This window comes from Paenarthrobacter sp. JL.01a, assembly GCF_025452095.1.
Lineage (GTDB): Bacteria > Actinomycetota > Actinomycetes > Actinomycetales > Micrococcaceae > Arthrobacter.
Genome location: NZ_CP104877.1, coordinates 843,123 through 868,534, shown reverse-complemented (window position 1 = coordinate 868,534; position 25,412 = coordinate 843,123). Strand labels below are relative to the sequence as shown.

The 25,412-nt window shown below is 60.1% G+C and carries 42 protein-coding genes; 4 read left to right on the top strand and 38 right to left on the bottom strand.

Translation table 11 applies throughout. The features are described 5' to 3' along the window. Positions 1-52 precede the first annotated feature (52 nt). The 33 genes from N5P29_RS04275 to N5P29_RS21070 all read right to left on the bottom strand — a co-directional run bounded on the left by N5P29_RS04275 (position 53) and on the right by N5P29_RS21070 (position 13,022). Positions 53-349: a hypothetical protein gene (locus N5P29_RS04275; protein WP_262277428.1), complete on the bottom strand. Its 297-nt coding sequence runs from the start codon at positions 347-349 to the stop codon at positions 53-55. A gap of 133 nt (positions 350-482) precedes the next feature. Then, positions 483-791, bottom strand: a complete 309-nt coding sequence (locus N5P29_RS21075) for an HNH endonuclease (protein WP_410007911.1) — start codon at positions 789-791, stop codon at positions 483-485. Between the two features lie 394 nt (positions 792-1,185). Continuing rightward, complete coding sequence (locus N5P29_RS04270) at positions 1,186-1,776, bottom strand: hypothetical protein (protein ID WP_262277427.1); 591 nt, start codon at positions 1,774-1,776, stop codon at positions 1,186-1,188. Next, the gene (locus N5P29_RS04265; RefSeq protein ID WP_262277426.1) at positions 1,773-2,084 is read right to left on the bottom strand and encodes a hypothetical protein; all 312 of its coding nucleotides are present in this window, start codon (positions 2,082-2,084) and stop codon (positions 1,773-1,775) included. Before N5P29_RS04265 ends, N5P29_RS04270 begins: the two co-directional genes overlap by 4 nt. Further along, a complete protein-coding gene (locus N5P29_RS04260) occupies positions 2,081-2,506 on the bottom strand; it encodes a RusA family crossover junction endodeoxyribonuclease (RefSeq protein ID WP_262277425.1) in 426 nt (141 codons plus the stop codon). The genes N5P29_RS04265 and N5P29_RS04260 overlap by 4 nt, the downstream gene beginning before the upstream one ends. After that, positions 2,503-2,757, bottom strand: coding sequence for a hypothetical protein (locus N5P29_RS04255; RefSeq protein ID WP_262277424.1), 255 nt, complete (start codon positions 2,755-2,757; stop codon positions 2,503-2,505). The genes N5P29_RS04260 and N5P29_RS04255 overlap by 4 nt, the downstream gene beginning before the upstream one ends. Next, positions 2,754-2,960 carry a hypothetical protein gene (locus N5P29_RS04250; RefSeq protein ID WP_262277423.1) on the bottom strand — a complete coding sequence of 69 codons (207 nt, stop codon included), beginning with the start codon at positions 2,958-2,960 and terminating at the stop codon, positions 2,754-2,756. The genes N5P29_RS04255 and N5P29_RS04250 overlap by 4 nt, the downstream gene beginning before the upstream one ends. After that, positions 2,957-3,169 carry a hypothetical protein gene (locus N5P29_RS04245; RefSeq protein ID WP_262277422.1) on the bottom strand — a complete coding sequence of 71 codons (213 nt, stop codon included), beginning with the start codon at positions 3,167-3,169 and terminating at the stop codon, positions 2,957-2,959. The genes N5P29_RS04250 and N5P29_RS04245 overlap by 4 nt, the downstream gene beginning before the upstream one ends. A gap of 21 nt (positions 3,170-3,190) precedes the next feature. Continuing rightward, entirely contained in the window at positions 3,191-3,601 is a 411-nt protein-coding gene (locus N5P29_RS04240) for a hypothetical protein (RefSeq protein WP_262277421.1), read from the bottom strand. A 231-nt stretch (positions 3,602-3,832) separates the two neighbouring features. Further along, positions 3,833-4,243: a hypothetical protein gene (locus tag N5P29_RS04235; protein WP_262277420.1), complete on the bottom strand. Its 411-nt coding sequence runs from the start codon at positions 4,241-4,243 to the stop codon at positions 3,833-3,835. 190 nt (positions 4,244-4,433) lie between these two features. Continuing rightward, positions 4,434-4,883, bottom strand: a complete 450-nt coding sequence (locus N5P29_RS04230) for a hypothetical protein (RefSeq protein ID WP_262277419.1) — start codon at positions 4,881-4,883, stop codon at positions 4,434-4,436. Positions 4,884-5,121: 238 nt separating this feature from the next. Then, the gene (locus tag N5P29_RS04225; protein ID WP_262277418.1) at positions 5,122-5,385 is read right to left on the bottom strand and encodes a glutaredoxin domain-containing protein; all 264 of its coding nucleotides are present in this window, start codon (positions 5,383-5,385) and stop codon (positions 5,122-5,124) included. 101 nt (positions 5,386-5,486) lie between these two features. Then, positions 5,487-5,948, bottom strand: coding sequence for a single-stranded DNA-binding protein (ssb, locus tag N5P29_RS04220; protein ID WP_262277417.1), 462 nt, complete (start codon positions 5,946-5,948; stop codon positions 5,487-5,489). Continuing rightward, the gene (locus N5P29_RS04215; protein WP_262277416.1) at positions 5,945-6,133 is read right to left on the bottom strand and encodes a hypothetical protein; all 189 of its coding nucleotides are present in this window, start codon (positions 6,131-6,133) and stop codon (positions 5,945-5,947) included. Before N5P29_RS04215 ends, ssb begins: the two co-directional genes overlap by 4 nt. Next, positions 6,130-6,726 carry a hypothetical protein gene (locus tag N5P29_RS04210; protein ID WP_262277415.1) on the bottom strand — a complete coding sequence of 199 codons (597 nt, stop codon included), beginning with the start codon at positions 6,724-6,726 and terminating at the stop codon, positions 6,130-6,132. The genes N5P29_RS04215 and N5P29_RS04210 overlap by 4 nt, the downstream gene beginning before the upstream one ends. Then, positions 6,726-7,547, bottom strand: a complete 822-nt coding sequence (locus N5P29_RS04205) for a YqaJ viral recombinase family protein (RefSeq protein WP_262277414.1) — start codon at positions 7,545-7,547, stop codon at positions 6,726-6,728. The genes N5P29_RS04210 and N5P29_RS04205 overlap by 1 nt, the downstream gene beginning before the upstream one ends. Positions 7,548-7,700: 153 nt before the next feature. Beyond that, a complete protein-coding gene (locus N5P29_RS04200; protein ID WP_262277413.1) occupies positions 7,701-8,126 on the bottom strand; it encodes a hypothetical protein in 426 nt (141 codons plus the stop codon). A gap of 141 nt (positions 8,127-8,267) precedes the next feature. Then, on the bottom strand, positions 8,268-8,543 hold the full coding sequence (locus tag N5P29_RS04195) for a hypothetical protein (RefSeq protein WP_262277412.1): 276 nt from the start codon (positions 8,541-8,543) through the stop codon (positions 8,268-8,270). After that, complete coding sequence (locus N5P29_RS04190) at positions 8,540-8,941, bottom strand: hypothetical protein (RefSeq protein ID WP_262277411.1); 402 nt, start codon at positions 8,939-8,941, stop codon at positions 8,540-8,542. Before N5P29_RS04190 ends, N5P29_RS04195 begins: the two co-directional genes overlap by 4 nt. Continuing rightward, on the bottom strand, positions 8,938-9,384 hold the full coding sequence (locus N5P29_RS04185; RefSeq protein WP_262277410.1) for a DUF7448 domain-containing protein: 447 nt from the start codon (positions 9,382-9,384) through the stop codon (positions 8,938-8,940). The genes N5P29_RS04190 and N5P29_RS04185 overlap by 4 nt, the downstream gene beginning before the upstream one ends. A 118-nt stretch (positions 9,385-9,502) precedes the next feature. Next, complete coding sequence (locus tag N5P29_RS04180) at positions 9,503-9,757, bottom strand: hypothetical protein (RefSeq protein ID WP_262277409.1); 255 nt, start codon at positions 9,755-9,757, stop codon at positions 9,503-9,505. After that, complete coding sequence (locus tag N5P29_RS04175; RefSeq protein WP_262277408.1) at positions 9,754-9,942, bottom strand: hypothetical protein; 189 nt, start codon at positions 9,940-9,942, stop codon at positions 9,754-9,756. Before N5P29_RS04175 ends, N5P29_RS04180 begins: the two co-directional genes overlap by 4 nt. A 62-nt stretch (positions 9,943-10,004) precedes the next feature. Continuing rightward, positions 10,005-10,364, bottom strand: coding sequence for a hypothetical protein (locus tag N5P29_RS04170; RefSeq protein ID WP_262277407.1), 360 nt, complete (start codon positions 10,362-10,364; stop codon positions 10,005-10,007). Continuing rightward, complete coding sequence (locus N5P29_RS04165; RefSeq protein WP_262277406.1) at positions 10,364-10,594, bottom strand: hypothetical protein; 231 nt, start codon at positions 10,592-10,594, stop codon at positions 10,364-10,366. The genes N5P29_RS04170 and N5P29_RS04165 overlap by 1 nt, the downstream gene beginning before the upstream one ends. Continuing rightward, complete coding sequence (locus tag N5P29_RS04160; protein ID WP_262277405.1) at positions 10,575-10,712, bottom strand: hypothetical protein; 138 nt, start codon at positions 10,710-10,712, stop codon at positions 10,575-10,577. The genes N5P29_RS04165 and N5P29_RS04160 overlap by 20 nt, the downstream gene beginning before the upstream one ends. Then, a complete protein-coding gene (locus N5P29_RS04155; protein WP_262277404.1) occupies positions 10,709-10,891 on the bottom strand; it encodes a hypothetical protein in 183 nt (60 codons plus the stop codon). The genes N5P29_RS04160 and N5P29_RS04155 overlap by 4 nt, the downstream gene beginning before the upstream one ends. A 181-nt stretch (positions 10,892-11,072) precedes the next feature. Continuing rightward, the gene (locus N5P29_RS04150) at positions 11,073-11,216 is read right to left on the bottom strand and encodes a hypothetical protein (RefSeq protein WP_262277403.1); all 144 of its coding nucleotides are present in this window, start codon (positions 11,214-11,216) and stop codon (positions 11,073-11,075) included. Further along, on the bottom strand, positions 11,213-11,401 hold the full coding sequence (locus N5P29_RS04145) for a hypothetical protein (protein ID WP_262277402.1): 189 nt from the start codon (positions 11,399-11,401) through the stop codon (positions 11,213-11,215). Before N5P29_RS04145 ends, N5P29_RS04150 begins: the two co-directional genes overlap by 4 nt. Beyond that, positions 11,398-11,670 (bottom strand): hypothetical protein, encoded by a 273-nt coding sequence (locus N5P29_RS04140; RefSeq protein WP_262277401.1) that lies wholly within the window; start codon positions 11,668-11,670, stop codon positions 11,398-11,400. Before N5P29_RS04140 ends, N5P29_RS04145 begins: the two co-directional genes overlap by 4 nt. Positions 11,671-11,675: 5 nt before the next feature. After that, positions 11,676-12,206, bottom strand: a complete 531-nt coding sequence (locus N5P29_RS04135) for a hypothetical protein (protein WP_262277400.1) — start codon at positions 12,204-12,206, stop codon at positions 11,676-11,678. Continuing rightward, positions 12,203-12,388: a hypothetical protein gene (locus N5P29_RS04130; protein ID WP_262277399.1), complete on the bottom strand. Its 186-nt coding sequence runs from the start codon at positions 12,386-12,388 to the stop codon at positions 12,203-12,205. The genes N5P29_RS04135 and N5P29_RS04130 overlap by 4 nt, the downstream gene beginning before the upstream one ends. Before the next feature lie 194 nt (positions 12,389-12,582). Further along, positions 12,583-12,771 carry a helix-turn-helix domain-containing protein gene (locus N5P29_RS04125; protein ID WP_262277398.1) on the bottom strand — a complete coding sequence of 63 codons (189 nt, stop codon included), beginning with the start codon at positions 12,769-12,771 and terminating at the stop codon, positions 12,583-12,585. Further along, a complete protein-coding gene (locus tag N5P29_RS21070; protein WP_410007895.1) occupies positions 12,768-13,022 on the bottom strand; it encodes a helix-turn-helix domain-containing protein in 255 nt (84 codons plus the stop codon). The genes N5P29_RS04125 and N5P29_RS21070 overlap by 4 nt, the downstream gene beginning before the upstream one ends. Positions 13,023-13,162: 140 nt before the next feature. Here N5P29_RS21070 and N5P29_RS04120 point away from each other — a divergent pair, with 140 nt between their 5' ends. Together N5P29_RS04120 and N5P29_RS04115 are read left to right on the top strand one after the other, a co-directional pair. Then, complete coding sequence (locus N5P29_RS04120; RefSeq protein WP_262277397.1) at positions 13,163-13,423, top strand: helix-turn-helix domain-containing protein; 261 nt, start codon at positions 13,163-13,165, stop codon at positions 13,421-13,423. A 452-nt stretch (positions 13,424-13,875) separates the two neighbouring features. Next, positions 13,876-14,148 (top strand): helix-turn-helix domain-containing protein, encoded by a 273-nt coding sequence (locus tag N5P29_RS04115; RefSeq protein WP_262277396.1) that lies wholly within the window; start codon positions 13,876-13,878, stop codon positions 14,146-14,148. Positions 14,149-14,200: 52 nt separating this feature from the next. Here the strand turns inward: N5P29_RS04115 and N5P29_RS04110 are convergent, their stop codons facing one another. Continuing rightward, the gene (locus tag N5P29_RS04110) at positions 14,201-15,391 is read right to left on the bottom strand and encodes a tyrosine-type recombinase/integrase (protein WP_262277395.1); all 1,191 of its coding nucleotides are present in this window, start codon (positions 15,389-15,391) and stop codon (positions 14,201-14,203) included. Between the two features lie 294 nt (positions 15,392-15,685). Beyond that, on the bottom strand, positions 15,686-16,096 hold the full coding sequence (locus N5P29_RS04105) for a DUF6221 family protein (protein WP_262277394.1): 411 nt from the start codon (positions 16,094-16,096) through the stop codon (positions 15,686-15,688). A gap of 703 nt (positions 16,097-16,799) precedes the next feature. Between N5P29_RS04105 and N5P29_RS04100 the strand changes: the two genes are divergently transcribed. Both N5P29_RS04100 and N5P29_RS04095 read left to right on the top strand, forming a co-directional pair. Continuing rightward, positions 16,800-17,405, top strand: coding sequence for a hypothetical protein (locus N5P29_RS04100; RefSeq protein ID WP_262277393.1), 606 nt, complete (start codon positions 16,800-16,802; stop codon positions 17,403-17,405). A 70-nt stretch (positions 17,406-17,475) separates the two neighbouring features. Next, a complete protein-coding gene (locus tag N5P29_RS04095) occupies positions 17,476-22,290 on the top strand; it encodes a DEAD/DEAH box helicase (protein ID WP_262277392.1) in 4,815 nt (1,604 codons plus the stop codon). A 68-nt stretch (positions 22,291-22,358) separates the two neighbouring features. Here N5P29_RS04095 and N5P29_RS04090 read toward each other — a convergent pair whose 3' ends face one another. The 3 genes from N5P29_RS04090 to N5P29_RS04080 are packed head-to-tail and all read right to left on the bottom strand — an operon-like array spanning position 22,359 to position 24,957. Next, on the bottom strand, positions 22,359-23,045 hold the full coding sequence (locus N5P29_RS04090; protein WP_262277391.1) for a 3-oxoacid CoA-transferase subunit B: 687 nt from the start codon (positions 23,043-23,045) through the stop codon (positions 22,359-22,361). A 2-nt stretch (positions 23,046-23,047) separates the two neighbouring features. Then, positions 23,048-23,734 (bottom strand): 3-oxoacid CoA-transferase subunit A, encoded by a 687-nt coding sequence (locus N5P29_RS04085; protein WP_262277390.1) that lies wholly within the window; start codon positions 23,732-23,734, stop codon positions 23,048-23,050. A gap of 5 nt (positions 23,735-23,739) precedes the next feature. Next, positions 23,740-24,957 carry a thiolase family protein gene (locus N5P29_RS04080; protein ID WP_262277389.1) on the bottom strand — a complete coding sequence of 406 codons (1,218 nt, stop codon included), beginning with the start codon at positions 24,955-24,957 and terminating at the stop codon, positions 23,740-23,742. Positions 24,958-25,412: the final 455 nt, after the last annotated feature.

Sequence of the window (25,412 nt, the reverse complement as noted above, 5' to 3'; positions counted from 1 at the left end):
CGGGAACCCAGTCGAAACAATCCCAGTCGGCCGGCAAATATGCCGCGCAACCTCAGATAGCTTCCTCTGACCACTCTTCGTCGGCGGAGATGTCACTCTCTCGTTCCTCCTCGAGCTTCTGACGCCTCAAGGCATCAATCTCCTTGCTGATCTCAATCTGGCGACGAGACAAAGCAGCGAGATCCCGGGGAGAAGTGTTTTCGTTGTCCAAAGCACGAGCAATCACACGACGCATAGCCATCAACTCAGCAACACGATCACCAGACTCAGCAGCCTCCAAGACCGTCTTAGGCTCAGTGCGCTCAGCCTTCTCATCAGGACCCACAGCACGCAACGGGCTCTTAGACATGCCGCCACCTCCTGACGGGCTGTGTGGAAAAAACGCGGGGAGAGATCGCTATGCAGGGTGGGGCTAGGCGGGTGGGGGGTCCTGGGGTATACCCCCTGGGGGCCTGTGGATAACCCCTCTTTGGGCTCCCTGGCTACCAGTTTGTGCCGGTTTCTAGCTCTACGGTGTTGACAATGGGTCTTGATTTCTTGCGGTTTAGGAGCCCGCCAAGCTGTTGATTGCATTGTCGGCAGATGGTTCGCGTGTTTTCGAACGTGTCCAGGCCGCCTTTTGACCATGGGATGATGTGGTCTGGTTCGGGGCTGTTGGGGCGGCGTGTGTAGACCCAGTCGAGTCCGATGCCGCAGCGTGGGCAGTTGGTTAGGCCTGCGTCTCGGTCGTGGTCGAGTCGTTGTTTGCGTACTCGTTGCCAGTTCGCTGTGCCTGTCCTGCTGCTTGCCATGGTGTCCTCACATGGTTGGTGCCAGGCCCGGCCGTGGTGCACCGTGACCGGGTCCGGCGTTGCTGCGGTCTCACCCATCCGTCAGCTATGGGATGTGGTGATCTACTTTGCTAGGCCGCGTTTTCTGTTGTTGGTCGGCGTGCGTTTCGATCAGTGGACGTGGACCGGCTCGAACGGTCAGCAATGCCTTGGCTTGGCACGCCCTTTGTGCCGGCGTCGTCTCGACGAGCGGCGGTGTCCGTATCGCTGGACTGCGAGATGTCGGCCTCCATGGGGGGGTGAGGGCAAACAAAAAAGGTCCCACCGTGTTGGTGGAACCTGAGTGTAGAGCCAGCTCTGCCGCGCTCTACCCACACTTTAACAGGACATTTGACAGTGGGCAATTACATCGGTGTTATTTCCTCCCGATTCGTTGCCAGACGTCGATCACGTCTGCTGGGTGGTATGCGGGTTGGCCGTCGTTGCTTGCTGCTTTGAGGTGCCCGTCTCGTACCCAGTCGCGGATGCGTTGGCTGATGAGGTGGACGCCTGCTTTGTCTCGGAGCCATGGGAGTAGTTGCCTTGTGGGCATGGGTTGGAGGTTGGCTGCTTTGAGTTTGGCTTTGTTGGCTGCGTGGTCCACCATCTCCGCTTCGGGCCCGGATACCAGGAGTTCGGCTTTGGTTACCCAGTCTTGGATGAGCCAGGCGAGGCCTGCTGCTCGTTCGTCGTGGGCGTAGTCCTTGGCGCTTGTTCCGACGCTCTTGAGGTTCTCTTGGAGTTGTAGTGCGTCGAGGTTGAGTGGTGCGGCGGATCCTGGTTTGCCGCCGCCGTTCCAGCCGCCTCCTACGGGCCGTACGTGGTCGAGTTTGGCGATGGTGACCGTGAGTGCCGTGATGAGTGTGGGGACCTTGTCTAGCCATGCTTGGAGGTCGCGGACGCATTGCGGGCAGAGGTAGGTGTCTGTGTGGTTGAGGCAGCCGTCCGTGGTGCACTCGTGACTCATTCTTGCCTCCTGTACGGGTTGCGGGTGTGGGCGTCCGGGTCGTCCATGTTCACGTCATGCATTGGGCCGCCTTGCTTGTAGCCTTCATCCCATGCGATGGCCATGAGAGGCTGGGCGGCGGCAAGAATGTCTGCTGCGACGTTTGGGCGGTACTTGGCCAGGGCTGCCTCGACTTCCCTGCCTGCGGGATCTTTTGTATCGGTTCGCTCACCTCGGTAGTCGAGTGGGAATTGTTCGCCGCAGAGTGTGCACTTCCAGCCTTTGTGGACGTCCAGCTCAAGATGGTGGTGGTGTTCTTGCTCCGTCACATTGCCTCCTTTGCTGGTTGTGTGATGGTGATGAGGACGCCGGGGTTGCCGTGGTAGGTTTTGGCGGCGTGGAAGCTGACTATGCGGGCGTCGTCCACGATGACTCCGGGGATGACGGTTTTGGTCTTCTTGTGTTTGGTGGTGCTGAGTGAGTCGAAGACTGCGCGGGTGAGTTTGTCGAGGTCTGGTTTGACGGCGGGGAGTGGCCATCGTGGTCGCTGTGGTGGTTTGAGTTGGAAGACCATGCTGACTGTGATTGGTCCGTCGAGTGGTTCGCCGGTGTGTTTGGCGAGGGTGGCTTTGCGGATGGCGAGTCGCCAGGCGGCGAGTTCGGGTTTGACGCCGACGATGCGGCCGCGCCAGAGCTCAACGGATCCTTGTGGGACAGGATCCCCAGGGACGAATACGTGGATCATCATCATTTGAGGTCCTCCCAGAGTGAGCGTGCGAATGCTTGTTCTTGCCATGGTGCGAGGCGGCCCCATCCGAAGGCGTCCATGAGGGGCTGGAAGGTTTCGCGGACTGTGGCCCCGATGCTGTTCCCGAAGTGCTTGAAGGTCTGCACGTGCCGCTGCTTGCGTTCGATGGCGCGGAAGTGGTCTGGGTAGGTTGCGTGGACGGCGCATTCCTCGCACGTAAACACCCAGCGTGCTTTGCCTTCTTTGCGGATCATGCGTGTGGCTCCTTGTCGGCGAGGATGAGTTCGTCTGGGGCGTACCAGAGTGGGCTGATGGGGTTTAGGCCGGTTATGCGGAAAGGCATCATGGCAGTGGGTGATTTATCGATGCTGGTCACGCGGCCTACTTGGTCGAAGTGGTAGTCAGCACGGTCGATGACGCGGACGGTGTCGCCGAGGCGGAATTTCATGGCGGTCACTTCCGGAGCTCTGCGAGGTTGCGGGTGAGGTCCAGGGATGCACGGCGGAGTGCCCCTGTCTCTGCTGAGCCCCAACTGTGGTCGCTTTGGTAGGTGGTGTCACGCCGTTCGTTTTCGGCGTTGATCCGCTCAAGGGCGGACTCGGCCTTGCTGATGAAGCGTTGCGCTTCAGTGATGGCGCCTTCGATCTTGGATCGGGTCATGGTCATTTGGTTTCTCCTTGGGTATGGCTAAGCCCCAGCGTTTGCCGGGGCTTTGTTGTCTTCGATGTGGGGTTCGTAGATGTTGGGTGGGTCGTAGTGTCGGCCGATCATGTCCATGGGTCGGATGCCTGCTTTGTAGTCGGCGTTGCAGCACCGGCATTGGTGGGCGGGTTCTCCGATGTGGTCTTGGCATGGTGCGGGCCGTGGGAGGTGTTTGCGGGTCTCTTGTGGCCAGAAGCGTTGGTCGTGGAGGAAAGCCCCGGGTGTGTCAATGAGTGGGTCGCGGGCTGCGCTGACTGCAGCCGCCGCGATGTCAGCGAACGGGGCGGGGTGAGTGTGGTTCTTCTCCAAGAGTTTCAGCATGGCCGGGGCGGACCAGCGTGGCCTGATTTCGTGGAGTAGGGATGCCAGCGCTTTGGCTTGGTTTTCGGTGATCAATGGTTGCTCCTTCCTTCAATCAGATGTCTCGGCGGGTGCCCTCACTTAAGTGACGATTGATTGAGAACTTTCACCCATCTCTCTAAAAAGCACCCCAAACAGAAGGTGAGATAGACACTTAGGTGAGTAGCTATATAGGTGTTGGTGTTGGTGCTTATTTTGGGTTACAGGTTTGCTATGGATTTGCTATAGCGTTTTGTAAGCGGCCGCTTACAGTTCTGCTTATCCCGCTTATGCACCGTTCGGGACGCTCACGCACAGTTCGCAGTCCTCTTTGAACACTCCACGGTCCACGTGCCAGCGTTTGTGTGCTGACTCTTTACCGCCTCTGGTGCCGCGTTCCTGCTTCTCTTGCCGGCGCTGGTCGATCTCTAGCTTCGAGGGTTGGTGGCTGAGGTAGTCGTGGAGCTGGTACCCGTCCTTTGTCTCTTCGACCAGGCCCGCTGAGATGAGTTCCTTGCCTGCTTTGATGCCGCGCATGTTCAGTTCGTGCTGGCTGAACTTCCCGTCGCTTTTCGCCTCGTTGCAGTCCGCTATGAGTTCGACGTGCAGCCGGAATGCTTTGTCTGACAGGGTGCGGATCTTGCGGTGCCGCGGGTACTCATTCGTGAGCGTGAAGTACGGGCGGGTGTCCTTCGCCACGGCTACTCCTTTCTTATGCGCTTGTTGCGGTCGTTCATGTAGGTGTTGTGGGCGCCTTTACATGCTTGGCATGCTGGGATGCCGTGGTTTTGGTGTTGCCGGTAGCCTTTGCGGGTGCCGCACTTGGAAGGGTCAAACGTGATGGTTTGCCGGGGCCCGGACCATGTTTCTGCGCCGTTGTAGCGGTAGGTCACGCCGCCTTCCTTCTGCTTGAGTGTTTTTGTCGGCCCCAGTCGTATTGGTGTTCTTGGCGGAGGGTGCGTTGGTGTTCGGCGCGTTGTTGGTGGTCCCATTTGGCGTGTGGGTAGTGGCGGCGCATGGTTTCGGGGTCTACGTGGTGGGTGCGGCAGATTTCGGCTTGTGACCAGCCGTCTGCGATGGCGGCTTCGATGGTGGCGCGTCGTTCTGGGGTGAGTAGGTGGGGGCTTGTGAGGCCGAGTTCTGCGCGGACGTTGGCGATGCCACGGATGCTGCATCCGAGGTCGTGGGCGATTTGTTCGAGTGTTTGGCCTTGTTGGGTGCGACGGCGGACTTCTTCGCGGTCGATGGATTTCTTGCGGCCGTTGCCTGGGCGTGGTGTTCCGCGGCGGGTGCGTGGGAATGCTTCGGCGGTGGCGTCTAGGAGTCGTTGGTTTGTCATCGGTCTTCTCGTGGGTAGTTGAAGGGGCGTTTGGGGGTGGGTTGGGTTTTGCGGTGTTGGGCTCGCATGACGTTGTTGACGGCTTGGTTGCCGGTTGGGTCGCGGTGGGTGGTCATTGCGCGGTCGTTGGCGTCTTGCCGGCGTCGTGCGTCTACGTGGTGGTCACATGTGCCCCGGGTCAAGCAGATGCCCGATGCGGACTTGCACAGGTAGCAGCAGTTGTCGGTGAGCAGCTTGCTCATGCGGCTTCGTCCTGGGCTGTGCGTGCTGTGACTTCGGCGAGTAGGTCCGGGCGGAATCCGTACCAGTGTTTGTCACCGGCGACGACTACGGGTGCGCTCATGTAGCCGAGTGCTTTGACCTTGGCGAGGTCTTCTGGGCTCTGCGTGAGGTCGATGATTTGGTACTGGTCTTTGAGGTTGCCGCGTTCGGGGTCGTCCAACCATTTCTTGGTCATGTTGCATTGGCTGCATGCGGGCTGGGTGTAGAGCGTGAGGGTCAAGTTGTGGTCCTTTCGGGGGTGCGGCGCCCGGTGGTGTGCCGGGCGCCGCGGGGCATGAAAAAAGCGCCACGGTGAGCGCTTGGGTTGTCGGGTGGTGCGGGTCAGAACGGAGGCGAGGACTGCTCCGGCCATCCGCCGGTGCTGGCGGGTGGTGTCGCCCATGGGTCTTCGGCCGCTGGTGGCTGTTCGCTGCTGCCAGCCGCGTATGCCTGACCGTGGAAGGTGAGGTCTTTGCCGATTGTTTCGACGCGGATCTCTTCGGCGGTGCGCTTCTCGCCGTCCTTCTCGTATTCACGGGTGGTGAGCTCGCCGTACACGATTACGTTGTCACCCTTCTTGAGAAGGTTCGCGATGTTCTCGGCCCGTGTGAGTTTCCCTTGGTTCCAGGCGGCGCATCGCCAGTACTTGGTGGGCTGGTCTTTCCATTCGCTGGTGTTCTTGTCGAACTTTTGTGCTGTTACTGCGACGGTGAAGTTGGTGACGCCGGCGCCGGACGGGGTGAACCGTAACTCAGGGTCGGCTGTGAGGCGGCCGCGGACTGTCAGCATGGTTTCGCCGCTCATTCGCTGGCCTCCTTGGCTACGGGGGTGAGGGCTTCGATCCATTGGGCTGCTGCTTCGGGGGTGAAGTGGAAGTGGTTGATGTAGCCCATTTGGAATTGGTGGGTGTTTTCGCCTTTGTTGCCGGTGGCTACGAGTTCCCCGGCGTTGATGCTGACGCTGATGATGCCTTCTGGTCTGGTGGTCATTCGGTGGGCTCCTGGTGGTTGTCTTCTCGGACGGCGGCGAGGACTTTTTGTGCGTCTTCGGGGCTGATTTTGTTGGGGTGGTCCCATGTGGTGCCGAGGATTTGTCCGGCGGTGGTGAGCATGGCGGGTCCGTCGCCTTCGTATCCGGCTTCGGTGAGTGCGTTGGTGATTGCCTGCCATTGGGCCCGCCACGGTTCGGTTTGCGGTTCAGCCAGGACGGTCACGGTGTGTTGCTTGACTTTCTTTTGGCTGATGCGGACGGGGATTGTGAAGTCCGCGGGGATGTGGGACATGGCGATGACTTCGACTCCGCCTACTTTTTCGCCGGCGTAGATGACTTCGGGGTTGTTGGTGAGTTTCACGAGGCGGCCGATCCAGGCGTCTGATTCGGTGCCCCATGCGTGGGCGATGACGCGGAGCATGCCTTTGGATGGTTTCCATGGCCGCCCGTCCATGCCTACGAGGTCGATGATGACGGGCTTGGTTGCGTCGCCGCGGCGGACGTTTTGGATGGTGGCGACGATTGGGGCGCCGGTCAGGTCCGAGGCATTGAGCTGATCACTCTTAGCTACCAAGGCTTTTGAGATGTCCATTAGAAGGTGATCTCCAGTTCGGGGAAGTGGATGATGCGTTCGGTGTCGGGCATGCCGGCAGTGGCTTCGAGGTAGTCACTGACCATGTCCGAGATGATGCGCTCGGCTTTGCTTGCGGCGGCCAGGATCGTTGCCTGCCATACGGGGTCCGGATGTACGCGCTTGGTCCATAGCTTCATGCCGCCGGAGTATGAGACGTAGTCGATCCATTCGCGGCCGGACACGAGTAGCCCGGTTTGAAGCTGGGCCATGTTCTCGCCGGGCACTTCATCGGCGAGTACGGTGCGGAGTTGGATCTTCTGGGACCGGGACTTGACTTCGATGAGGCCCTTGTCGGCAACCAATCCATCAGGTGAGTAACCCAGCCTGTAGCCGTCGAACTCGCGAACCATGAAGCCCAACTCTTTGACCTTGGCGTTGTGCGTGGCGTAGGCGTCCCGGGCGTACGGCTCGTCCAGTTGCCCGCGTTCCATGGACCTTGACTGCACCGTTGGCTCCACGAAACCGGTGATGCGTTCGGCGGCGAGGGTCATGAGCAAGCCCAGCGCCGTTTCGCTGGTGACGTCGGCGGTGATGACCTTGTCGAGTTCGCGGGCTGCAGCGGCGCGTGCCGGGTGGAGGGTTTTGAGCGGCTCGGGTGAGCGTTTGCCGATGCAGGGCCCGGCTGCCAGTGCCCCGCAGTCTGGGCAGTCGGTTTCGATGGCGGTTGGTTGGCGGGAGGAAACGAGGTTGACGATGACGGATGCGGTGAGGATGCCGCAGCGTGCCTGCAGCCATTCCTCGGTGCCTTGTTCGAGGTCTTCGTAGACGTGGAGGGTCATGGCTGCTCCGTTTCTGGGCAAAAGAAAGGCCCCTTGTGGGGCCTTGTGTGGGTGGCTGGTATGGGATGCCGTGGTCTCGGGCTGTTGCCGTGTAGATGGGTTCGGCGGATTGTTGGCGGGTGTCGCGGGCGGTGTGTTCCTGGAGGCTGCACATCAGAAGTCAGTGCTTTCAACGGATAGGACTTTCACGACGGCGGCGAACGGTAAGCCTTCCGGGGTTGTGCCGTAGAGGTTGATGACGCCCTCTCCGCCTGCCCAGTCTGTTTCGCGGATGTCGAAGTCTCCGCCGAGCGCTTCGCTGCCGATGTGTTCCGCTATGTCACTGATGCTGGGCAGGGTGCGCGCCCTCATCTCTTCGAGGGTTCGGACCAGTTCGACGTGGTCTTCTCGGACTTCCACGTTGTTGATGCCTCCGTGGTTGCTTCCGTAGTAGTAGCCGTATCCGTCGTCAGCGTCGGCTTCCTCTGCGGTGACGTAGTCCTCAACTTCGAATTCCACGCCCTTGTTGTATTTGTATCCGTCTTCGTGGTGCGCGGTGGTGGTTCGGAGCATTGCCCCGTACTCGAATGGCTCAGTCATTTGGGCTCCTTGGTTCCGTGCAGTTTGCAGTCTGCGTTGGTTGGTTTGGGTTTGGTTGGGTCATATCGTGCGGGTGGGCAAGAACATCCGGGTTGGCGGTTGGTGCGCCGTTGCCAGAAGTCGCCACCCATGCTCGGCGTGTCAGACATCTTGGTAGGTGATCGTGACGTGGTCGCCGTTGGCTGCCGTGTACCGGACTGTCATGCCTTCCCGGGTGTGCCGGGTCTTGTTCTCTTTGAGTCGGGCTACTCGTTCGGTGATGGCTTCCTCGGCGGTGATGTAGTGGTCCACGAACTCGTGTGTTGATTCGGTCGTGACTACTGCTTTGTGCCGGGGTTTGTCGTGCCGTGGTGGGGGCGGCGGTCCTTGCCTTGCTACCCCGATAGTCCATTGGGCTGGCAGCTCGTCGGCGCTCATGCTTCGCCCCTGAGCGCGGCCTCAACAGCGGACACGGTTTCGCAGGGCCATTGCTCGTGGCAGGCGAGGCATATCTCCACCGACCCGGCTGGCGGAGTTAGGAAGTGGTGCGTGAATGGCTTGTGCAGTTCCTCCACGGCTTTCACGGCGGCGAGTAGGCGGGCGGTATCCGTGGGAGAGTTCGCGATGAACTCGGCATCTGGGCGAAGGATGCCAAGTGCGACGCCCAGCGTCGAAGTTTCAGGCTCACCCGGATCCGGAGCAAGAACATGCGCCAGTTCGTAGGTGCCATCCACGTCCATGTCCACGACATCAGACGCTTCCCATGGCCCCGGAGTCGCGGCGTCCAAGCGTGCCTGGATGGGTTCGAGCAGGGCAGGGATACCAGCGGCGGTCATGCTGTTGTCTCGACTTCAGGTGTTACCACAATGTCGAACCCGTACCCGTAGTAGAAGGGATTGCCGCAAGACCATCCGACCGTAAGCTCTGCGACGTCTCCAAGGTCGGCGTAGATGTGCCATTTGGTGTAGCCCTCGGTGGTGCCTACGCCTGTGATTACGTGGTCGATTTTGTCCAGGTTGAGGATGACATCTTCAAGGTCCGTGTAGGCGCAGCAGTCGCCGTTGTTGATGAGGGTTACGCGCTGGCCGTTATCAAGGACGAGGGCCGTGCCTGTGACATCGCCAGACCATTCGTAGGGGCCGCGGGTCCTGGCATCGCGGTCTATGGCAACGATTCGGCGGCCGACAACATGCTTGGACAGATCGGCTACGTTGTTCGGCATGGTGCCGTCGTCGTCGTTCTCATCCAGTACTTCCACGGGGTATGGGCTGTTGCTCATTTGGTGGGTTCTTTCTCTTCGGTGGTGAGGATTGTTGCAAGTTCAACTTGCAAGGGATTGCGAGCCTTAGAGGCGAGGATCGGGCACGTCACTGCAAGGGCCGCAAGCTCAGCAGGAGTCATGGCTTGCGGCCGTTATGGATGAACTGCTTCCGTTTGATGACAGCGACTGGCGGTGCCTGCGCGGCCTGAGTCGCCCTCTTCTTTGCTGGTTGGTCGCCGCTGATGGGGTATTCGCAGCCGGTCGCGGCACGGGCCAGGGTGTCGTACCAGTACGCGGGCAATTTCAGGTCAGCGGCCGCCCAACCACCCGGCGGCATACCCTCAGCCGGACGCTGCCTGATGTGGGGTGCGCGGCGTGGATTGCGGATCATGGTTGCTCACCAAGGATCTGCTGCAAGGCCTCGATCAGCGCCGGCAGATCCGGATAGCGGACGGCCACCCTGACCTCTGACTCGTCGTCACAGTCAACGGTGGCGATGATTGCGCCCTGCATGCCAGCAACCACAGTGAGTTGGTCGCCATCCCAGTCGGTGTGGGAAAACCTGACATCTCTCATCGCTCACCCTTCCGCCAGGCGTTCCTGGATGGGTGCGAGCAGGGCAGGGATACCAGCGGCGGTCATGATTCGGCCCCTTCGTGCAGGACGGTTGCGGGGAGTGCGATCTCAGTTGCAGGCCCCCTGTATACCTCGCCACCTATTGATATGGCCGTGATGCAGAACCAGTGCCCGCGACGGTAACTCCAGATGTCCGGTGTTGTTCGTCCGTTGAATTCAATGTCTGCTGATTGGACGACGGAACCATCCGGTAGCGCGTCGAGTTCTTCGGTGGTGGTGATCGTGCGGGGGTGCCGGTAACCAGCGGCAAGGAGCGCGTCGGCAAGGTCAATAGGAGCTTGCAGGGTCCAGCGGGTTATCTCATCTGTCCGGTGCATCACAACTTGAAGCAGCTCGGCCAGTTCGTCGCGTTCGGTGCTCATCAGAGGCCCAGCCTTTCCGTGATGGTTTCCAGGTCAACAATGTCGCCGTACCCGTAGAACGCGATGAGATTGGCGGTGCGCTGCTCATGGGCGAGGGCGAGGGTTGCAAAGGCGTTGGCCATGGTTGCCATGATGAGGCGGTCTTCGTAGTTCCAGGCGTTGTGCTCGGAGGCTTCGGCGGCGTATCGCATGCCATCATCGGCGTGCGGGTTACCTTTCAGGGTGTCCATCTTGTTCTTCCTTGGTGGTTTGGAGGATTGTTGCAAGTTCAACTTGCAAGGGGTTGGCGGCTTTGGCTGCTAGGTGCGGGCACGTCACAGCAAGGGCGGCCAGTTCGGCGGCGGTCATGGCTCCTGCTCCTTGCTGCAGCGAGGGCAGAACATGTCAGCGCCCGAGTCGTATGGGTCGTACTTCCATCCAGCCATCAGTTCACGCCAGTTCATGACACCCATCTCTTGGTGGTCTATGGTCCACTCGTCGCACCCGTACTCGGAATCGCAGGTGATGATCGGGACTGTGCCTTTCATGGCGCCTCCCTCTGCTCTGGTTGTTGGTCGCCGCTGATGGGGTATTCGCAGCCGGTCGCGGCACGGGCTAGGGTGTCGTACCAGTACGCGGGCAGGTTCAGGTCAGCGGCCGCCCAACCACCCGGCGGCATACCCTCAGCCGGACGCTGCCTGATGTGGGGTGCGCGGCGTGGATTCCGGATCATGGTTGGGCCTCATCAGCTTGCAGGGCGGCCGCGACATACTTCCAAGAGTCGATATGGAATGGGTCGCGGTTCTCGTTCTGCTCGCACCAGTCCTCGTGCCAGTCAGACAGCTTGCGGGCTAGTTCGTCCTGCTGGCTCATGACTCACCTTTCCTGTAGCTGTCCGCGTCGTCTTCGTATCGGGTTTGGGCTTCCTCTTCGACGGCGTCGTAATCGACCGGCTCAACGGGCTCAAAACGGCGGTCGTGCTCACAGGCCTTGTGCATCATCAACGGGGCCGCGAACACCGTGGCCACCATCAAAAGGAAAGTAATGCCGTCGATCATGACCGCGCCCCCTTCTTCTTCGTCCACAGCTTCAGGGCGCTGCGGTTCCGGCTCGGGGTTGTGGACTTCACGTAACGGCCATCCACACCCTCGATCAGGCCAAGGTTGCGGGCCTTCGAAAAAGCGGTACCCGGCCAATGCGAATCATCCGGTTCGCGCATCTCCCGGCGCAGATCATCAGCCGTGAACGTGGGTTGCGACTCAGCCAGGCCAACAATCGTCGCCACCGCATCCTCCAGCCACTCGTCCTTATCCTGCTCAAACGCCATCGCCCTCATTTGGTCAACGCCGCTTCGCACTTCGAGCAGGTCAGAAGCTCGCTGAGTAGGAAGTCATCGACATCCCATCCCCAGTCCTCTTTGCCGCAACTCGCAACGATCCGCCCCTTGTAATCCTTGGCAGTGACGAAGGAGTGGCGGTTGGATGATTCCCCATCGAACGGGATCAAGTGCATGGTCTTGCCGCTGCTGGACTTGCCCCACGCCATTCCCTCCGGCGGCGTGGTGTCAGGAACTCCCCACTTAGGGGTGTGCGGGCAATTGCCGCCCAAGTTCTTCGTGCTGTCTTCGTGGCGCAACAATCGGAAACTGTAACCGCGCTTCTTCTCACGGTTCCGGATTGCAGCGGTTTCGAAGTACTCCTTCCAGGCGGTGGCCTCGTCAGGGATGAGGTACGTTCCTGACTGCGCAACGATCACGCCGGACTGGCACCCGCACGGCGAATAAACAGCCCACGTGAGCTCGCGGGCAGGGACTGGCTTGCCCTCGTATTCCAAGAACACGCTCGGGCCTTGTACACTGGTCATTGGTTTACTCCTTGATAAGGGTTTGTCTGGGCCGCCGGCGTTGCAGCGCTGGCGGCCTTCTCTTTGTCCACACGAGCGGACGCTTCCTCCCCAGTCGGGTCGGAATACTGGATGAACCTCGCAAGGTCCGGATCGAACAAGCCCTTCTTGAACTTGTTGGCCAACTTGTCAGCGCGTGCCATAGACAAGCACTCGCCATGGTCATACGCCGTCCAGATGAGCTGGTCGCGTATCTCGTTTTTGGGCCGCGAACGGTCCACGAATCGGTAAAACAACAGACTTCTCCCTTGAAAACTCAAGTCTCGAAAGACAAGAGGGAGGCGGATCAGTTTGGGTGTCTGCCCTGAAGCGGGCGGAGGGGCCGAAGCGTCGGCGGTTACTTGCTGGGTGATTCTGCGGGAAGACTGTCGAGCCATTCGGCCAGGTCTTCGTGGCGTATGACGCCTTTGGAGTTTGCGTAGCGGGCTGCGAGGTTGCCGTCTGCTACTTGTTGCTTGAGTGTTCGTACTGAGTAGCCGCTTTGCTCTGCAGCTTCTTCGAACGTGTAGGCGAGTTTCTGTGTCACTGTCCGACCTCCGTTAGGGAGGGTGGAAGGAGGATTTGTGCCGGGACGTTTAGTGCTCCGGCGATGCGGCCGATTTCTCGGATGGTTAGGCTGCGGCCTCCTGTGAGGCTGCGGCGTAGGGTGGGGTAGCTGATGCCTGTTGCGTCTGAAAGTGCTCGGGCGTTTGTGCCCTTCACGATCAGGGCATTTGCGATGCGGCTACCAATTTCAGTGTCTGCGGTGGGGACTCCATCGCCCTGGTCGGTACTCATGAAAGTACTCTATGTATTCAAACGAGTACACGCAAGTCCCAATCAAGTACTCGGCGTGTCGGCAATCTGAGTACTCGTTTTGGCAACATAAGTAGTCTTCAGGTTGCTTCAAGTACTCATATGCACTTAAACTTGCACACATGACAACAACTTATGGGGAACAACTCGAAGCTGCTCTTTCCACCCAGATCAAGGTGGAGCTAGTCGAGCGAGACATGACCCAAAAGGATCTCGCTGAGGCAATCGGCATTGGCCGCCCCGCGATGAATCACTACCTCAAAGGTCACAAGAGCATGCCCATGCCGACCTTTATGAAGGTGGCCGAAGCCCTGGGCCTCACGCCAGTAGCCTTAATGGCTCGCGCCGAGGCTCGGATCCAGCCAGAATCTCAGTCGGCATAAATCCTCTAGACGCCGCAAGGTCGCCGAACTCTCGGACTGTCATCCGCTGCACTGCACAGCAGAGCGTCCCCGTCCCACTATGGGATAGGGGGCGCTCTTCTCTTTTAAGCGCAACCACGACGGTGTGGTTGGTGGCTGCGTTGGTGGCCGGTGCAGTCAGGCGCTCAGAGTGCATAATCTCCCCAGATCGAATATGTGTTCGAATGAATCTCAACCCTATGCTGCCGGGCCGACAAGATAGCAATCTCGCCTCTGCTTGACGGGATTAGGTCCAGATGGGTTAAAGAGTAGCCTCTGATGAGTCTGAGAGTTAAATTTGAGCTTAAGGACTTCCATGGTCCATGCTTAGAGTTAATATTGAGCCACCAGAACTTATATGAGTTCTCACGACGAGTTGAGGCGTCTGCATGCCGCTTACGGCTTTCTGACTCCGGAACGGATAGATTATGGTCATGCCTGCCGTAAAGCAACCAGAATCAGGACCACTCGCGAAGGCTTTCGCCGGGGAGGTCCGCGCCTGCCTTGCTCGGCGACGGATCACAGCAAAGCAGTTGGCAATCTCGACCGGCCTCTCCCCTACTTACGTGAACAAGCGGTTGCGCGACGAGGCTCCCTTCACTCTGAACGACGTCGAGGTTATTTGCGAGAAGCTTGACGCGGACTCCGAAGGTTTCCGGGCAGCAGCAGCCAAGGCGTTGCGTGAAGCTGGCGCTGAGGACGAATAAGGAACAACGAAAGAAGGGCCCCCACTCAATCGAGTGGGGGCCTTCTTGCTGTCTACGCTTCGATCATCTTGGACATCTGCTTGAGTGCCGTTTCCAGGCGTTTGATGTCCACCTTGGTTCGGTACTCGCGGGACATTTGCCGGGTACTGTGACCGACGATGTCCTTGATGGTGTCCCAGTCCACCCCGGCGGCGTCCAGGAGGTCCACAGCGGTGTGTCTGGCGCCGTGGAGGACCACGTTGGTTGGCAGCCCAGCATCAGCCAGTAGTTTCGCCCACGCGTCCGTGGCGCTGTCCGGGTCCCACGGGTTGCCGTTGTTCAGGAACACCAGTCCCTCGCCGCTGTGCTTTTGCATGTGGAGCTGCAGGATTGACCTGAGCGGTTCCACGAGCGGGAGGATGCGCCACCCGCTGGATGACTTCGGGCGGGTCAGGTACATGGTGCCCTGCAAGTGCCGGCGCTCGTAGTCGGCGGGGATCTTCGTTTCGTCGCTGATGCGGATGAGCTGCCAGGACAGGTCCAGGGTGTCACCGATCCGGTCAGCTTCAAGTCCGAGGATTTCGCCGCGCCGGGCACCTGTGAGTAGGTAGGTTGCCCAGAGCGCCCCATGCGGCTGCGTGGCGAGGTGGGCCATGAGTTGAATAGCTTCGTCAGCGGTGAGGGCGTGCTGCTGGGTCTTGGCCTTCTTGGGTGGGTCCACCATCTCGCAGACGTTCCGGGTTGCTTTGCCTTCGCGCATGGCTGTCTTGAGTGCGGTGGATAGGACGGCGTGGGCTTTGATGGCAGTGTCCGGGCCAACCACCTTGACGTCTTCCGGCCACTCGCTGGGATCCCGTTCGCGCATCTTCAAAGACTTGGGCGTGGACATGATGACCTTGAACATGTGCCGGACGTGGTCGGCGGTGAGCTCATCTATCTTCTTCTTGCCGAGTACTGGGATGAGCCAGCCGTCAGTGGTGGACTTGTATGAGGCGTAGGAGTTCGGTCGAACCTCATTGGGTGCGATGTCGTCTATCCACCGACGCAGCCAGGTTTCGAGTTTGAGGCCCGACGTCGGCAAGTCGCCTAACTGGTTGAGTTCCTTCTTGACCTCGGCCAGCTTCTTCATGGCCACTTTCTTGTCCTTGCTGCGGATCACCTTCCGGCGACGCTTCCCATCCGGGCCGGGCGGCAACTCGATAGCTACGGTCCACAGCCCGCGAGCGTCTTTGAACAGCGCACCCTCACCCTTGCCCCTAGCCACGGGCGGCCTCTGAAACATGCTTGGATACGTTCGCTGCCGCCGCCGATACCCCAGCCGCCGGCGGGGACATGTAGCCGCACAGGCACTGAGGATCTCCGTTGTGATTAGTCAACAGTTCATGAGGGCCGCAGGCGTGAGGAACTGCCATCGTCACAGGTAGGAGCAAGCTGCTGCCACTCGGCCGCCGGGGGCCAACCTTGATAGCTTCGGCCGTGACCATGAAGACGCACTTTCCGCAGGCGGGGCAAACGGCGTTGTAAGAGAGCGTCTTGTCACTCCACTCGATGGGCACACTCATGCTGCCCACTCTTGCTGGTAATCCGGGTGATCCTTGTAGATGGTGGCAAGGGCGCAGAGGGTGTCGCATGGATAATCGTCAGCATCGCCAGTCGTGTAGTCAGTGCAACGGTTACAAATAGAATGCGGGGCCGCAAAGAGACGCCGATGCAACTCGATGATCGCCCGTTTCGCCGCGCACTCGGCAAGGACGCGTGCAGGATCATGGCGGGCGATGTGCTCAGCTTGATTTGGGTCGTGGCCGCCCTCGTCGTAGATGACGATGCTGTCACCCTCGACTCGGCATTCGTCCTCATCAGGCATCCAACCGTGGCCTCGATGCCACTCGCCGTCAGAGCCACGAGCAGCTTTCGTAGCCAGAGCTTCGTCCTCAGCAATTCTGGCTTGCAGGAACTCGGTGATGGTCATTTTCCTCCCCATTCGGTAGGTGTAGCCATTAGTGTAGCCATGCATACGCTGGATTGCACGTGCATGCACTCACTTTCAGCCCCTAGATTCCGCTATTTTATGCGGATTTCCTACTCTAAGTGTAGCCCACCGTTTCACTCGTAATGAAAAGGTCATCAGTTCGATTCTGATAGGAAGCTCGGTTGAACCCCCGGAGATCTGCGGATTTCCGGGGGTTTCTTATTTTTTCCTTGACAAGATCGATCACCTGTGCGTGCGGCCGAATACCTGGCATGTCCGGAGCTCTTCGTACTTTTTTCGTCACCTTTCTTGGCGTCGCTTTGCAGTTGACATCCGACGGCGGTGCATCCTGGTCTGTCGACTCAAAGCACCTTCAGAGCTGTGCACAAGGCGGCAACCACGCTACTGAGCGCACTTCCAAACCAAAATCTGGGGGCCAACACCCCCGGCCCTATGATGGCCAAATGCTTCGAATTAACTCGCGCCGACACCTTTGCCAGCAACCATGACAGGAACACACGACTCTTACTTTCGGCACTTATCGCGATACGAACCTGATCTGGAACGGTGGAGGGTCCGCGTTCACCAACTGGAGACGCCACAACCCGGAAGCGAACTGCACGACGACAATAAAGCTTTCCTCTATCACCCCGTGAGCGATGTTGCACGACTCTCACTTGCTTCATCCGGAGAACATCTTCGAATGGCGTGGACAGCGATCAAGGCTGGCGAGCTGTATCCCTCCGCACACTTCACCTCTCTCCGTGGTGCCTTGGTGGCAGCCGCCCAAGCCCTTTACATTCTCGGACCAGACGACGCCAGCACTCGACGACGGCGCGGGCTTGCCGTCATCGTGGAGTCCTATAGGCGCCTCCGACAGTTCCACGCCGACTGCCTGGGCCTACCAGACCTATCCGACGGTGAAAAGGAAGCGGTCCAGAAGCAACTGAACTGGCTGGATTCACGAATCGAAAGTGCCGTTGCCGCCGGCGCGGACACCAGCGGCCTTAAACTGACCGGAGCGGTAATTCCCTACGCAGCAGCGTACGTGTACGGTGCTACTCCTGAGCTCGAGAAATCCCTTAATCTGCAGTGGCGCCAAATGAGCGGTGACGCCCACGCGCTTGGGTGGGCTCTCACCCTGAGGGCAACGCTTGGCCCGCCGCGGCCTGGCGAGCCTCTCACTTCAGGAACGGCCGGCGGCTCCCTGGAGGATATCGCGCAACCCTTTGAAGCTTCCTATCGCCTGTTGAAAGCCGGCTGGTCACTCTTCGATCGCCGATGCGAGGCAAGGCAGAAAAACAACTAACCCCAGCTCCTCGGTCAGGCAACAAGACAAGGATTGCGATGGTCGGACTCGGGTAGGGCAAGATACTTCCATGGGTTCAGCAAGTTTCGAAGACGTCCTCGACCGCCTCTATTTTTCGGCGACCGATCAGCATGACAAAGGGACGAAATTCGAACACCTGATGAAGCGCTACCTGGAACTGGAACCCAAGTACGCCGACCAGTTCTCCGACGTCTGGCTTTGGACGGAATGGCCAGGCCGAAGCGGGCACGTCGACACCGGCATCGATCTTGTCGCGAAGGATCGCTACACGGGCGAACTGACCGGAATCCAGTGCAAGTTTTACGACCCGGCCCGGACGCTGGACAAGAAGCAGATCGACTCGTTCTTCACCGCCGTCGGCAAGGCCGACTTCTCCTATGGCATGGTGGTTTCGACAACCGACAAATGGTCCAAGCATGCCGAGGACGCTCTTGAGGGCCAATCAAAGCCAATGACAAGACTCCGTTTTGCGGACTTGGCAGACTCCACAATTGACTGGACGGAGTTCAGCGTTGACGCCCCGGAGCAAATGAAACAACTGGGCGGCAAGGAACCACGAAAGTACCAGCGCCAGGCCATCGATGACGTGAAAAAGGGCTTCACGACGAGCGATCGCGGCCGGCTCATCATGGCCTGCGGGACCGGCAAGACGTTCACCTCCCTGAAGATAGTCGAGGAGATCGTCCCCATCGGGGGATCTGTCCTGTTTCTCGTCCCTTCCATCGCCCTTCTGCAACAAACCCTAAACGAATGGACCGCCCAGGCTTCCGTCCCATTGCGGCCCCTAGCCGTCTGCTCCGACACCAAGGTCGGCCGGAAGGAACACGAAGACGTCAGTGTCCACGACCTGGCCTTCCCGGCCACCACCGACCCTGCAAAACTGCTCAACCGGGCGAGGATCAGCACGGGGCAGGAAGCCATCACAGTGGTGTTCTCCACCTACCAGTCCATTGACGTCCTCCACCAAGCCCAGAAGGAAGGGCTGCAGGAGTTCGACCTCATCGTCTGCGACGAGGCCCACCGCACAACCGGTATCACCGAAGCCAGCCACGACGACTCGTCGTTCGTTAAGGTGCATGACAACACCTACATCGAGGCCGGCAAACGGCTCTACATGACCGCTACCCCACGGATCTACGTCCAGGAGTCCAAAATCAAGGCCGCCCAGGACAACGTCACCGTCTACTCCATGGACGACGAAGCCGTGTATGGCCCCGAGTTCCATCACCTCGGCTTTGGCAAGGCCGTAGAGATGGGCCATCTGGCCGACTACAAGGTCCTGGTCCTTGCCGTGGACGAAGAATCCGTCAGCAAGTCCTTCCAGAGTCTCTTCGAAGGCAACGGAGACCTCAATCTCGACGACGCTGCCCGGATCGTCGGCTGCTGGAACGGCCTGTCAAAGCGGGGCGTCAACGGCCAACGCCTGGACATCACCGACGCCTCCCCCATGCGCCGAGCCGTTGCGTTCGCGCGCAACATCAAGGAGTCCAAGAAACTGGCCGCCGACTTCGAGCTTGTCGGCCGGCAGCTGCTGGTCAACCGCGGTGAGTCCGACGGCCCGGCCCTGAAGCTGGAAGCGGACCACGTGGACGGCACCTTCAACGTGCTGGAGCGCTCATCCAAGTTGGATTGGCTCAAGGCCAAAGACACCGCCGGCGCCGACGGTGAAGACACCTGCCGGATCCTTTCCAACGCCCGCTGCCTCTCCGAGGGGGTGGACGTGCCTTCCCTTGATGCTGTCCTGTTCCTGAACCCTCGAAACTCCCAGGTCGATGTCGTCCAGTCCGTCGGCCGCGTCATGCGCAAAGCCGAAGGCAAGGAATACGGCTACATCATCCTGCCCATCGCGGTGCCGGCCAGCCAGGACCCCGAGACAGCCCTGAACGACAACAAGAAGTACAAGGTCGTCTGGGACGTCCTGCAGGCCCTCCGCGCCCACGATGACCGATTCGAAGCCATGATCAACAAGCTCGAGCTGAACCGGAACGCCAACGACAAAATCGACGTCATCACCGTGGCCGATCCGTTCGGCGACGGCCCCGGTGGCGGTGGGGGCGAGAACACCAATGGGAGTGGCACCGAGGCCCTGTTCCACATGGCCGGCGCGGACCAGTGGCGCGACGCCATCTTCGCGCGGATGGTCCGCAAGGTCGGCGACCGCCGTTACTGGGAATCCTGGGCCAAAGACGTCAAGGAGATCGCCGACCGGCACGTACTCAGGATCCGCACCATCCTGAACGGCGACGACCAGCGTCCCCGCGAGGAATTCAGCGTCTTCCTTCAGGGCCTGCGCGGCAACCTCAACGACTCGATCAGCGAGTCGGACGCCATCGACATGCTTTCCCAGCACCTGATCACTAAACCGGTCTTCGAAGCGCTGTTTGAGGGTTATTCCTTCGCGGCCAACAACCCCGTCTCCCAAGTCATGGATTCCATGGTGGACATCCTGGAGAAGTACAACCTAGACTCCGAGGTCGCCAGCCTGGAATCCTTCTACCGCTCCGTCCGGGTCCGTGCCGAAGGTATCACCAACGCCGAAGGCAAGCAGAAGATCGTCACCGAGCTGTACGAGAAGTTCTTCAAGCTGGCCTTCCCCCGCACTGCCGAATCCCTGGGCATCGTCTACACCCCGGTGGAGGTCGTGGACTTCATCATCCGCGCCGTCGACGACATCCTGGCCAAAGATTTCGGTGCCTCTATCAGCGACGAAGGCGTCCACGTCCTGGATCCGTTCACCGGCACGGGGACCTTCATCGTGCGGCTGCTGCAGTCCGGCCGGATCAAGCCGGAAGACCTGCTGCGCAAGTACACCCAGGAGCTGCACGCCAACGAGCTGCTCCTCATGGCCTACTACATCGCCGCGATCAACATCGAGGCCACCGTCCACGGACTCATGGAAGAACAGGCGGCGGCCGAGGGCAAGGACCCTGGCGAAGTGGCGTACCTGCCATTCGACGGCATAGTCCTGACCGACACCTTCCAGATGACCGAAGACGGCGACACCCTGGACGACCTCGTCTTCACCTCCAACAACGACCGGGTCAAAGCCCAGAACGCCCTCGACATCCGGGTAATCATTGGCAACCCCCCGTATTCCGTAGGCCAGTCAAGTGGCAACGACAACAATGCCAACCTGAGGTACCCCACCCTGGACGCCTCCATCACAGGGACATATGCCAAGGAGTCCTCGGCCGGGCTCAAAAGGAATCTGTACGACTCCTACATCCGCGCCATCCGCTGGGCCTCCAACCGTATTTTGGACCAGGAAGCCGGTGGGGTCGTCGCCTTCGTCTCGAACGGCGGATACATCGACGCTAACAACGCAGACGGCCTTCGCCAGACTCTCTACCGGGAGTTCAACTACATTTACGTTTTCAACCTCCGCGGCAACCAGCGGACCTCCGGGGAGCAGAGCCGCAAAGAGGGCGGCAAGGTCTTTGACTCGGGCAGCCGCAACACAGTAGCCATCCTCATCTTGGTCAAACGCCCAGGGACTGTAACGGAGTGTCGGTTGAAGTACCGGGACGTCGGTGACTACCTGGATCGCAAGGAAAAACTAGACATCGTCGATCACGCCACACTGGCCAACATTCCATGGGTAGACATCGCCCCGAACAGCGACGGTGACTGGATCAATCAGCGCAACGATCTGTTTGAATCCTTCACGCCCTTGAGCGCTAAGGATGGTCCGAATGGCTCTCTACTGTCCGCTCAAGGGCCCGGTTTGGTGACTAGCCGTGATGCGTGGGCGTACTCCTTTGGTGAACGTGCGCTCAAGGAAAAAGCTCAATCACTGACATCTGCTTATGCCGACTCACTCGCTTCAGGGAGCCCTGTCGACAGCCCGAACCGCATCAGCTGGTCACGTGGCCTTCGGGGAGCCCTGGATCGGAAACAGATTCGGCAAAGCTCGGGTGAGACCTCACGAACTGTTGCATATCGTCCCTTCAACAAACAACTTGTCTTCGGGGAAAATGACTTCATCGAGAGCGTCGGTCGGACACCCGGCTGGTTTGACGCTCCGGGAACCAACTGGGGCATTTGTCTCACAGGTGCAGGAAGCCACTTCCAGTTCTGCTGCATCGCTGCGGACAGCACTACAGACCTACGCCTCCTCGATTCAGGACAACTCTTTCCGCGGTACACTTACTCGGCTCCAATGCAGCAAGAGGGTCTTTTCGCCGGCATCCCTTCATCCCACGAACCTGACCGAATCGACAACGTAACTGACTTTGCCCTCGAGGACTATCGCGCTACCTACGGACCGGCAGTCACAAAGGATGACATCTTCCACTACCTCTATGGCTTACTGCATTCCCCTGAGTACCGGACCCGGTTCGCTGCAGACCTGAAGAAGATGCTTCCGCGCATCCCACAGGTACCCGGGGAAGACCGATTCCGGGCTTTCGTTGACGCCGGCAAGGCACTCTCCGTCCTGCACATAGGCTACGAGTCACTGGAGCCGTACGCCTTAGACGAGGTGCTAACCGGGCTAACCGTCCAACAGGACGAGTACGACCGGTACGCGGTGAAGAAGATGAAGTACGCCGGAAAGCCGGGCTCGTGGGACAAGACCAGGATTATCTACAACTCGCAGATCACTTTGGAAGGCGTCCCCGAGGACGCCCACCGCTACATGCTGGGTTCCCGATCCGCCATCGACTGGGTCCTGGAGCGGTACCAGGTCAAGATCGACAAGGCTTCGGGCATCGTGAACGACCCGAATGACTGGTCCTACGAGCATGGGCAGCCGCGCTACATCATCGACCTAATCGGCCGAATCGTGACGCTTAGTCTGGAGACGAACCGGATCGTGGACGCGTTGCCGGAGCTTGGGCTGGCCTGTGAGGATCTCTCATCCTAGGTTAACCGGAACCATACATAGTCACGGACTGAGGATGCTACCTTGGCCTGCCGGCATGGCTTCCAACCTTAGGCGGCGATTCCTACGCCAACGGCGGCCTTCAGAAGCAGCGGGACGAGTTCCTGGATTTCCTCGAAGGTGCAGCCGAACGTTTCACGGACGGTGACGCCTTCGGGGCCGGTGAGGAACACGGCTTTGTCGGTGTACACGCGGGTCACGCAGCCGACGCCGGTGAGCGGGTAGGTGCATGCTTCGACCAGCTTTGAGGCGCCGTCACGGGTCAGCAAGGTCATCATCACGAACACGTCCTTCGCGCCGGTGGCCAGGTCCATGGCACCTCCGACGGCGGGAATCGCGTCCGGTGCGCCGGTGTGCCAGTTCGCGAGGTCACCGGTGGCGGAGATCTGGAACGCTCCGAGGACGCAGATGTCCAGGTGCCCGCCGCGCATGATCGCGAACGAGTCGGCATGGTGGAAGTAGGAGGCGCCGGGAAGCTCAGTGACGGGGATCTTGCCGGCGTTGATCAGGTCGCCATCAACGGCATCCCCCTCAGCCACCGGGCCCATGCCGAGCATGCCGTTCTCGGTGTGGAGGGTGATGTTCTGGTCCTCGGTGAGGTAGTTCGAAACCAGCGTCGGCTGCCCGATGCCCAGGTTCACGAACGAGCCCGGGGCGATATCGCGGGCCACCAGTTGTGCGAGTTCGTCGCGGCCCAGCGGCTTCTCGGAGGTCTGGATGCTTGTCTGCGTGCCCATGCTCAGGCCACCTTTCCTGTTGCTTCGGCAGAAACCACGCGGACCACCGAATTCACGTAAATCCCCGGCGTCACCACGTTCTCCGGATCCAACGAACCCGTGGGCACGATCTCGGAAACCTGCACAATGGTGTGTTTTGCCGCGGCGGCCATGATCGGGCCGAAGTTCCGGGCGGTCTTGCGGTACACGAGGTTGCCCTTGCCGTCGGCCTTCAACGCCTTGATGAGCGCGACGTCGGCGTGGATCGGCGTCTCGAACACCTGCCATTTCCCGTCGAGGAACCGGGTTTCCTTGCCCTCGGCCAGCGTGGTGCCGTACCCGGTGGGCGTGAAGAACCCGCCAATACCGGCCCCGGCAGCACGGATGCGTTCGGCCAGGTTGCCCTGCGGAACAAGCTCCAGCTCGATCTCCCCCGCGTGGTACTTCGCGTCGAAGTGCCAGGAATCGGACTGCCGCGGGAAGGAACAGATCATCTTCCGCACGCGGCCTTCCTTGATCAGCAACGCCAAGCCCTGGTCGCCCTGGCCGGCGTTGTTGTTCACCACGGTCAGGTCCTTCGCGCCGCAATCCATGAGCGCATCGATGAGTTCGAACGGCTGCCCGGCATTGCCGAACCCGCCGATCATCACCGTGGAACCGTCCTTGATCCCGGCCACGGCCTCGCCAACAGTGTCAATGAAATTCAACATGGCCCTTACGCTCCTTCAATGCCAGAGGTTACGTTTTCAAGCACCACGGCCAGTCCCTGGCCCACTCCGATGCAGATCGCGGCGACACCCCAGCGCTGCCCGGAGGCCTGCAAGGAACGGGCCAGCGTGCCCAGGATGCGGGTACCGGAGGCACCGAGCGGGTGGCCCATCGCGATCGCACCGCCGTGGCGGTTCACGATCGACGGGTCGATCCCCCACGCATCAATGCATGCCAGCGACTGCGCGGCGAACGCCTCATTAAGTTCGACGGCGCCAACCTGGTCCCAGCCGATGCCCGCCTTCGCGAGGGCCTTGTTCGCGGCCTCCACCGGGGCGAACCCGAAGTACTGGGGATCATTGCCGTGCGCGCCGCGGCCGGCGATACGGGCCAGCGGCTCCAGGCCAAGGATCGAGGAAGCAGCTTCGGAACCGATCCACGCCGCAGAAGCACCGTCAGACAAAGGCGAGGCGTTCCCGGCGGTGACCGTACCGCCGTCGGGCCCTGAACCCTCGGGACGGAACACCGTCTTCAACCCGGCCAGCTTCTCAGCGGAAGAACCGGCACGGATGCCCTCGTCGCGGACCAGGTCCGTCCCCGGAACCTGTGACACCAAGTTGTCGTAGAAGCCTTCATTCCACGCAGCGTCGGCCAGATTATGCGAATCAGCCGCAAAAGCATCCTGCCGTTCGCGGGTGATCCCGTACTTCTCGCGCAACCGTTCCGTGGCCTCGCCCAGGGAAATGGTCCAGTCCTTGTTCATGGCCGGGTTCACTAAACGCCAACCCAACGTGGTGGACGCCAAGGTCATATCACCAGCAGGGTAGGGCTTGGACGTCTTCGGCAGCACCCACGGCGCCCGGGACATCGACTCGGCCCCACCAACCAGCACGACATCGGCGTCGCCGGCGTTAATCTGACGCGAGGCGATGATCGCCGCATCCAACGACGAACCACACAAACGGTTCACGGTCGTGCCAGGAATCGAGACGGGCAGGCCAGCCAGCAACGTCGCCATGCGGGCCACGTTGCGGTTCTCCTCGCCGGCACCGTTCGCGTTGCCGAACACCACCTCATCGATCCGCTCCGGATCCAGCCCGGGTGCCCGGCGAACAGACTCACGCACAACATGGGCCGCGAGGTCATCGGGTCGGACGGCAGCAAGCCCGGAGCCGAACTTGCCAAACGGCGTGCGCACGGCGTCGTACACAAAAGCCTGGTTCATGGGGATTCCTTTGGTTCTGGGTGGAGTTTGCTGAGTGTTCTACATCCCGTGAGATGGGATACGGGGCTGCATCAGCTTCTGGCGAGCCCGCAAACCATGTGGTCTGGGCACGAGATCGGCGTCGTCACTGCCCAGGAAAGTGTCAATCTGACCCTCGGAAAAGCCGCTAGATCGTTATTTATGTGGGAGGCGTCAGGGCGCTTGTCGTCAATCGCACTTTTAGGTGTATAGAACAAATGGGTTCTGTAGTAGCCGTTTTTGTTTGAGTTGCGCGGGGCGTGAAGACAATCGCGTGGGTCGAGGGATCGGGGAAGGAACGCGTCTGCTGAGGCCGCAGAAGAACCTACGCTGAAACTTACTGGAATGGGTACTGCGGTCAGACATGAAAACTTTCTGCTGCAGGGCTAGTAGAGCGTTCCTCATCCTCAGGCTCGTACCAGCCTGCCCACGGTTCG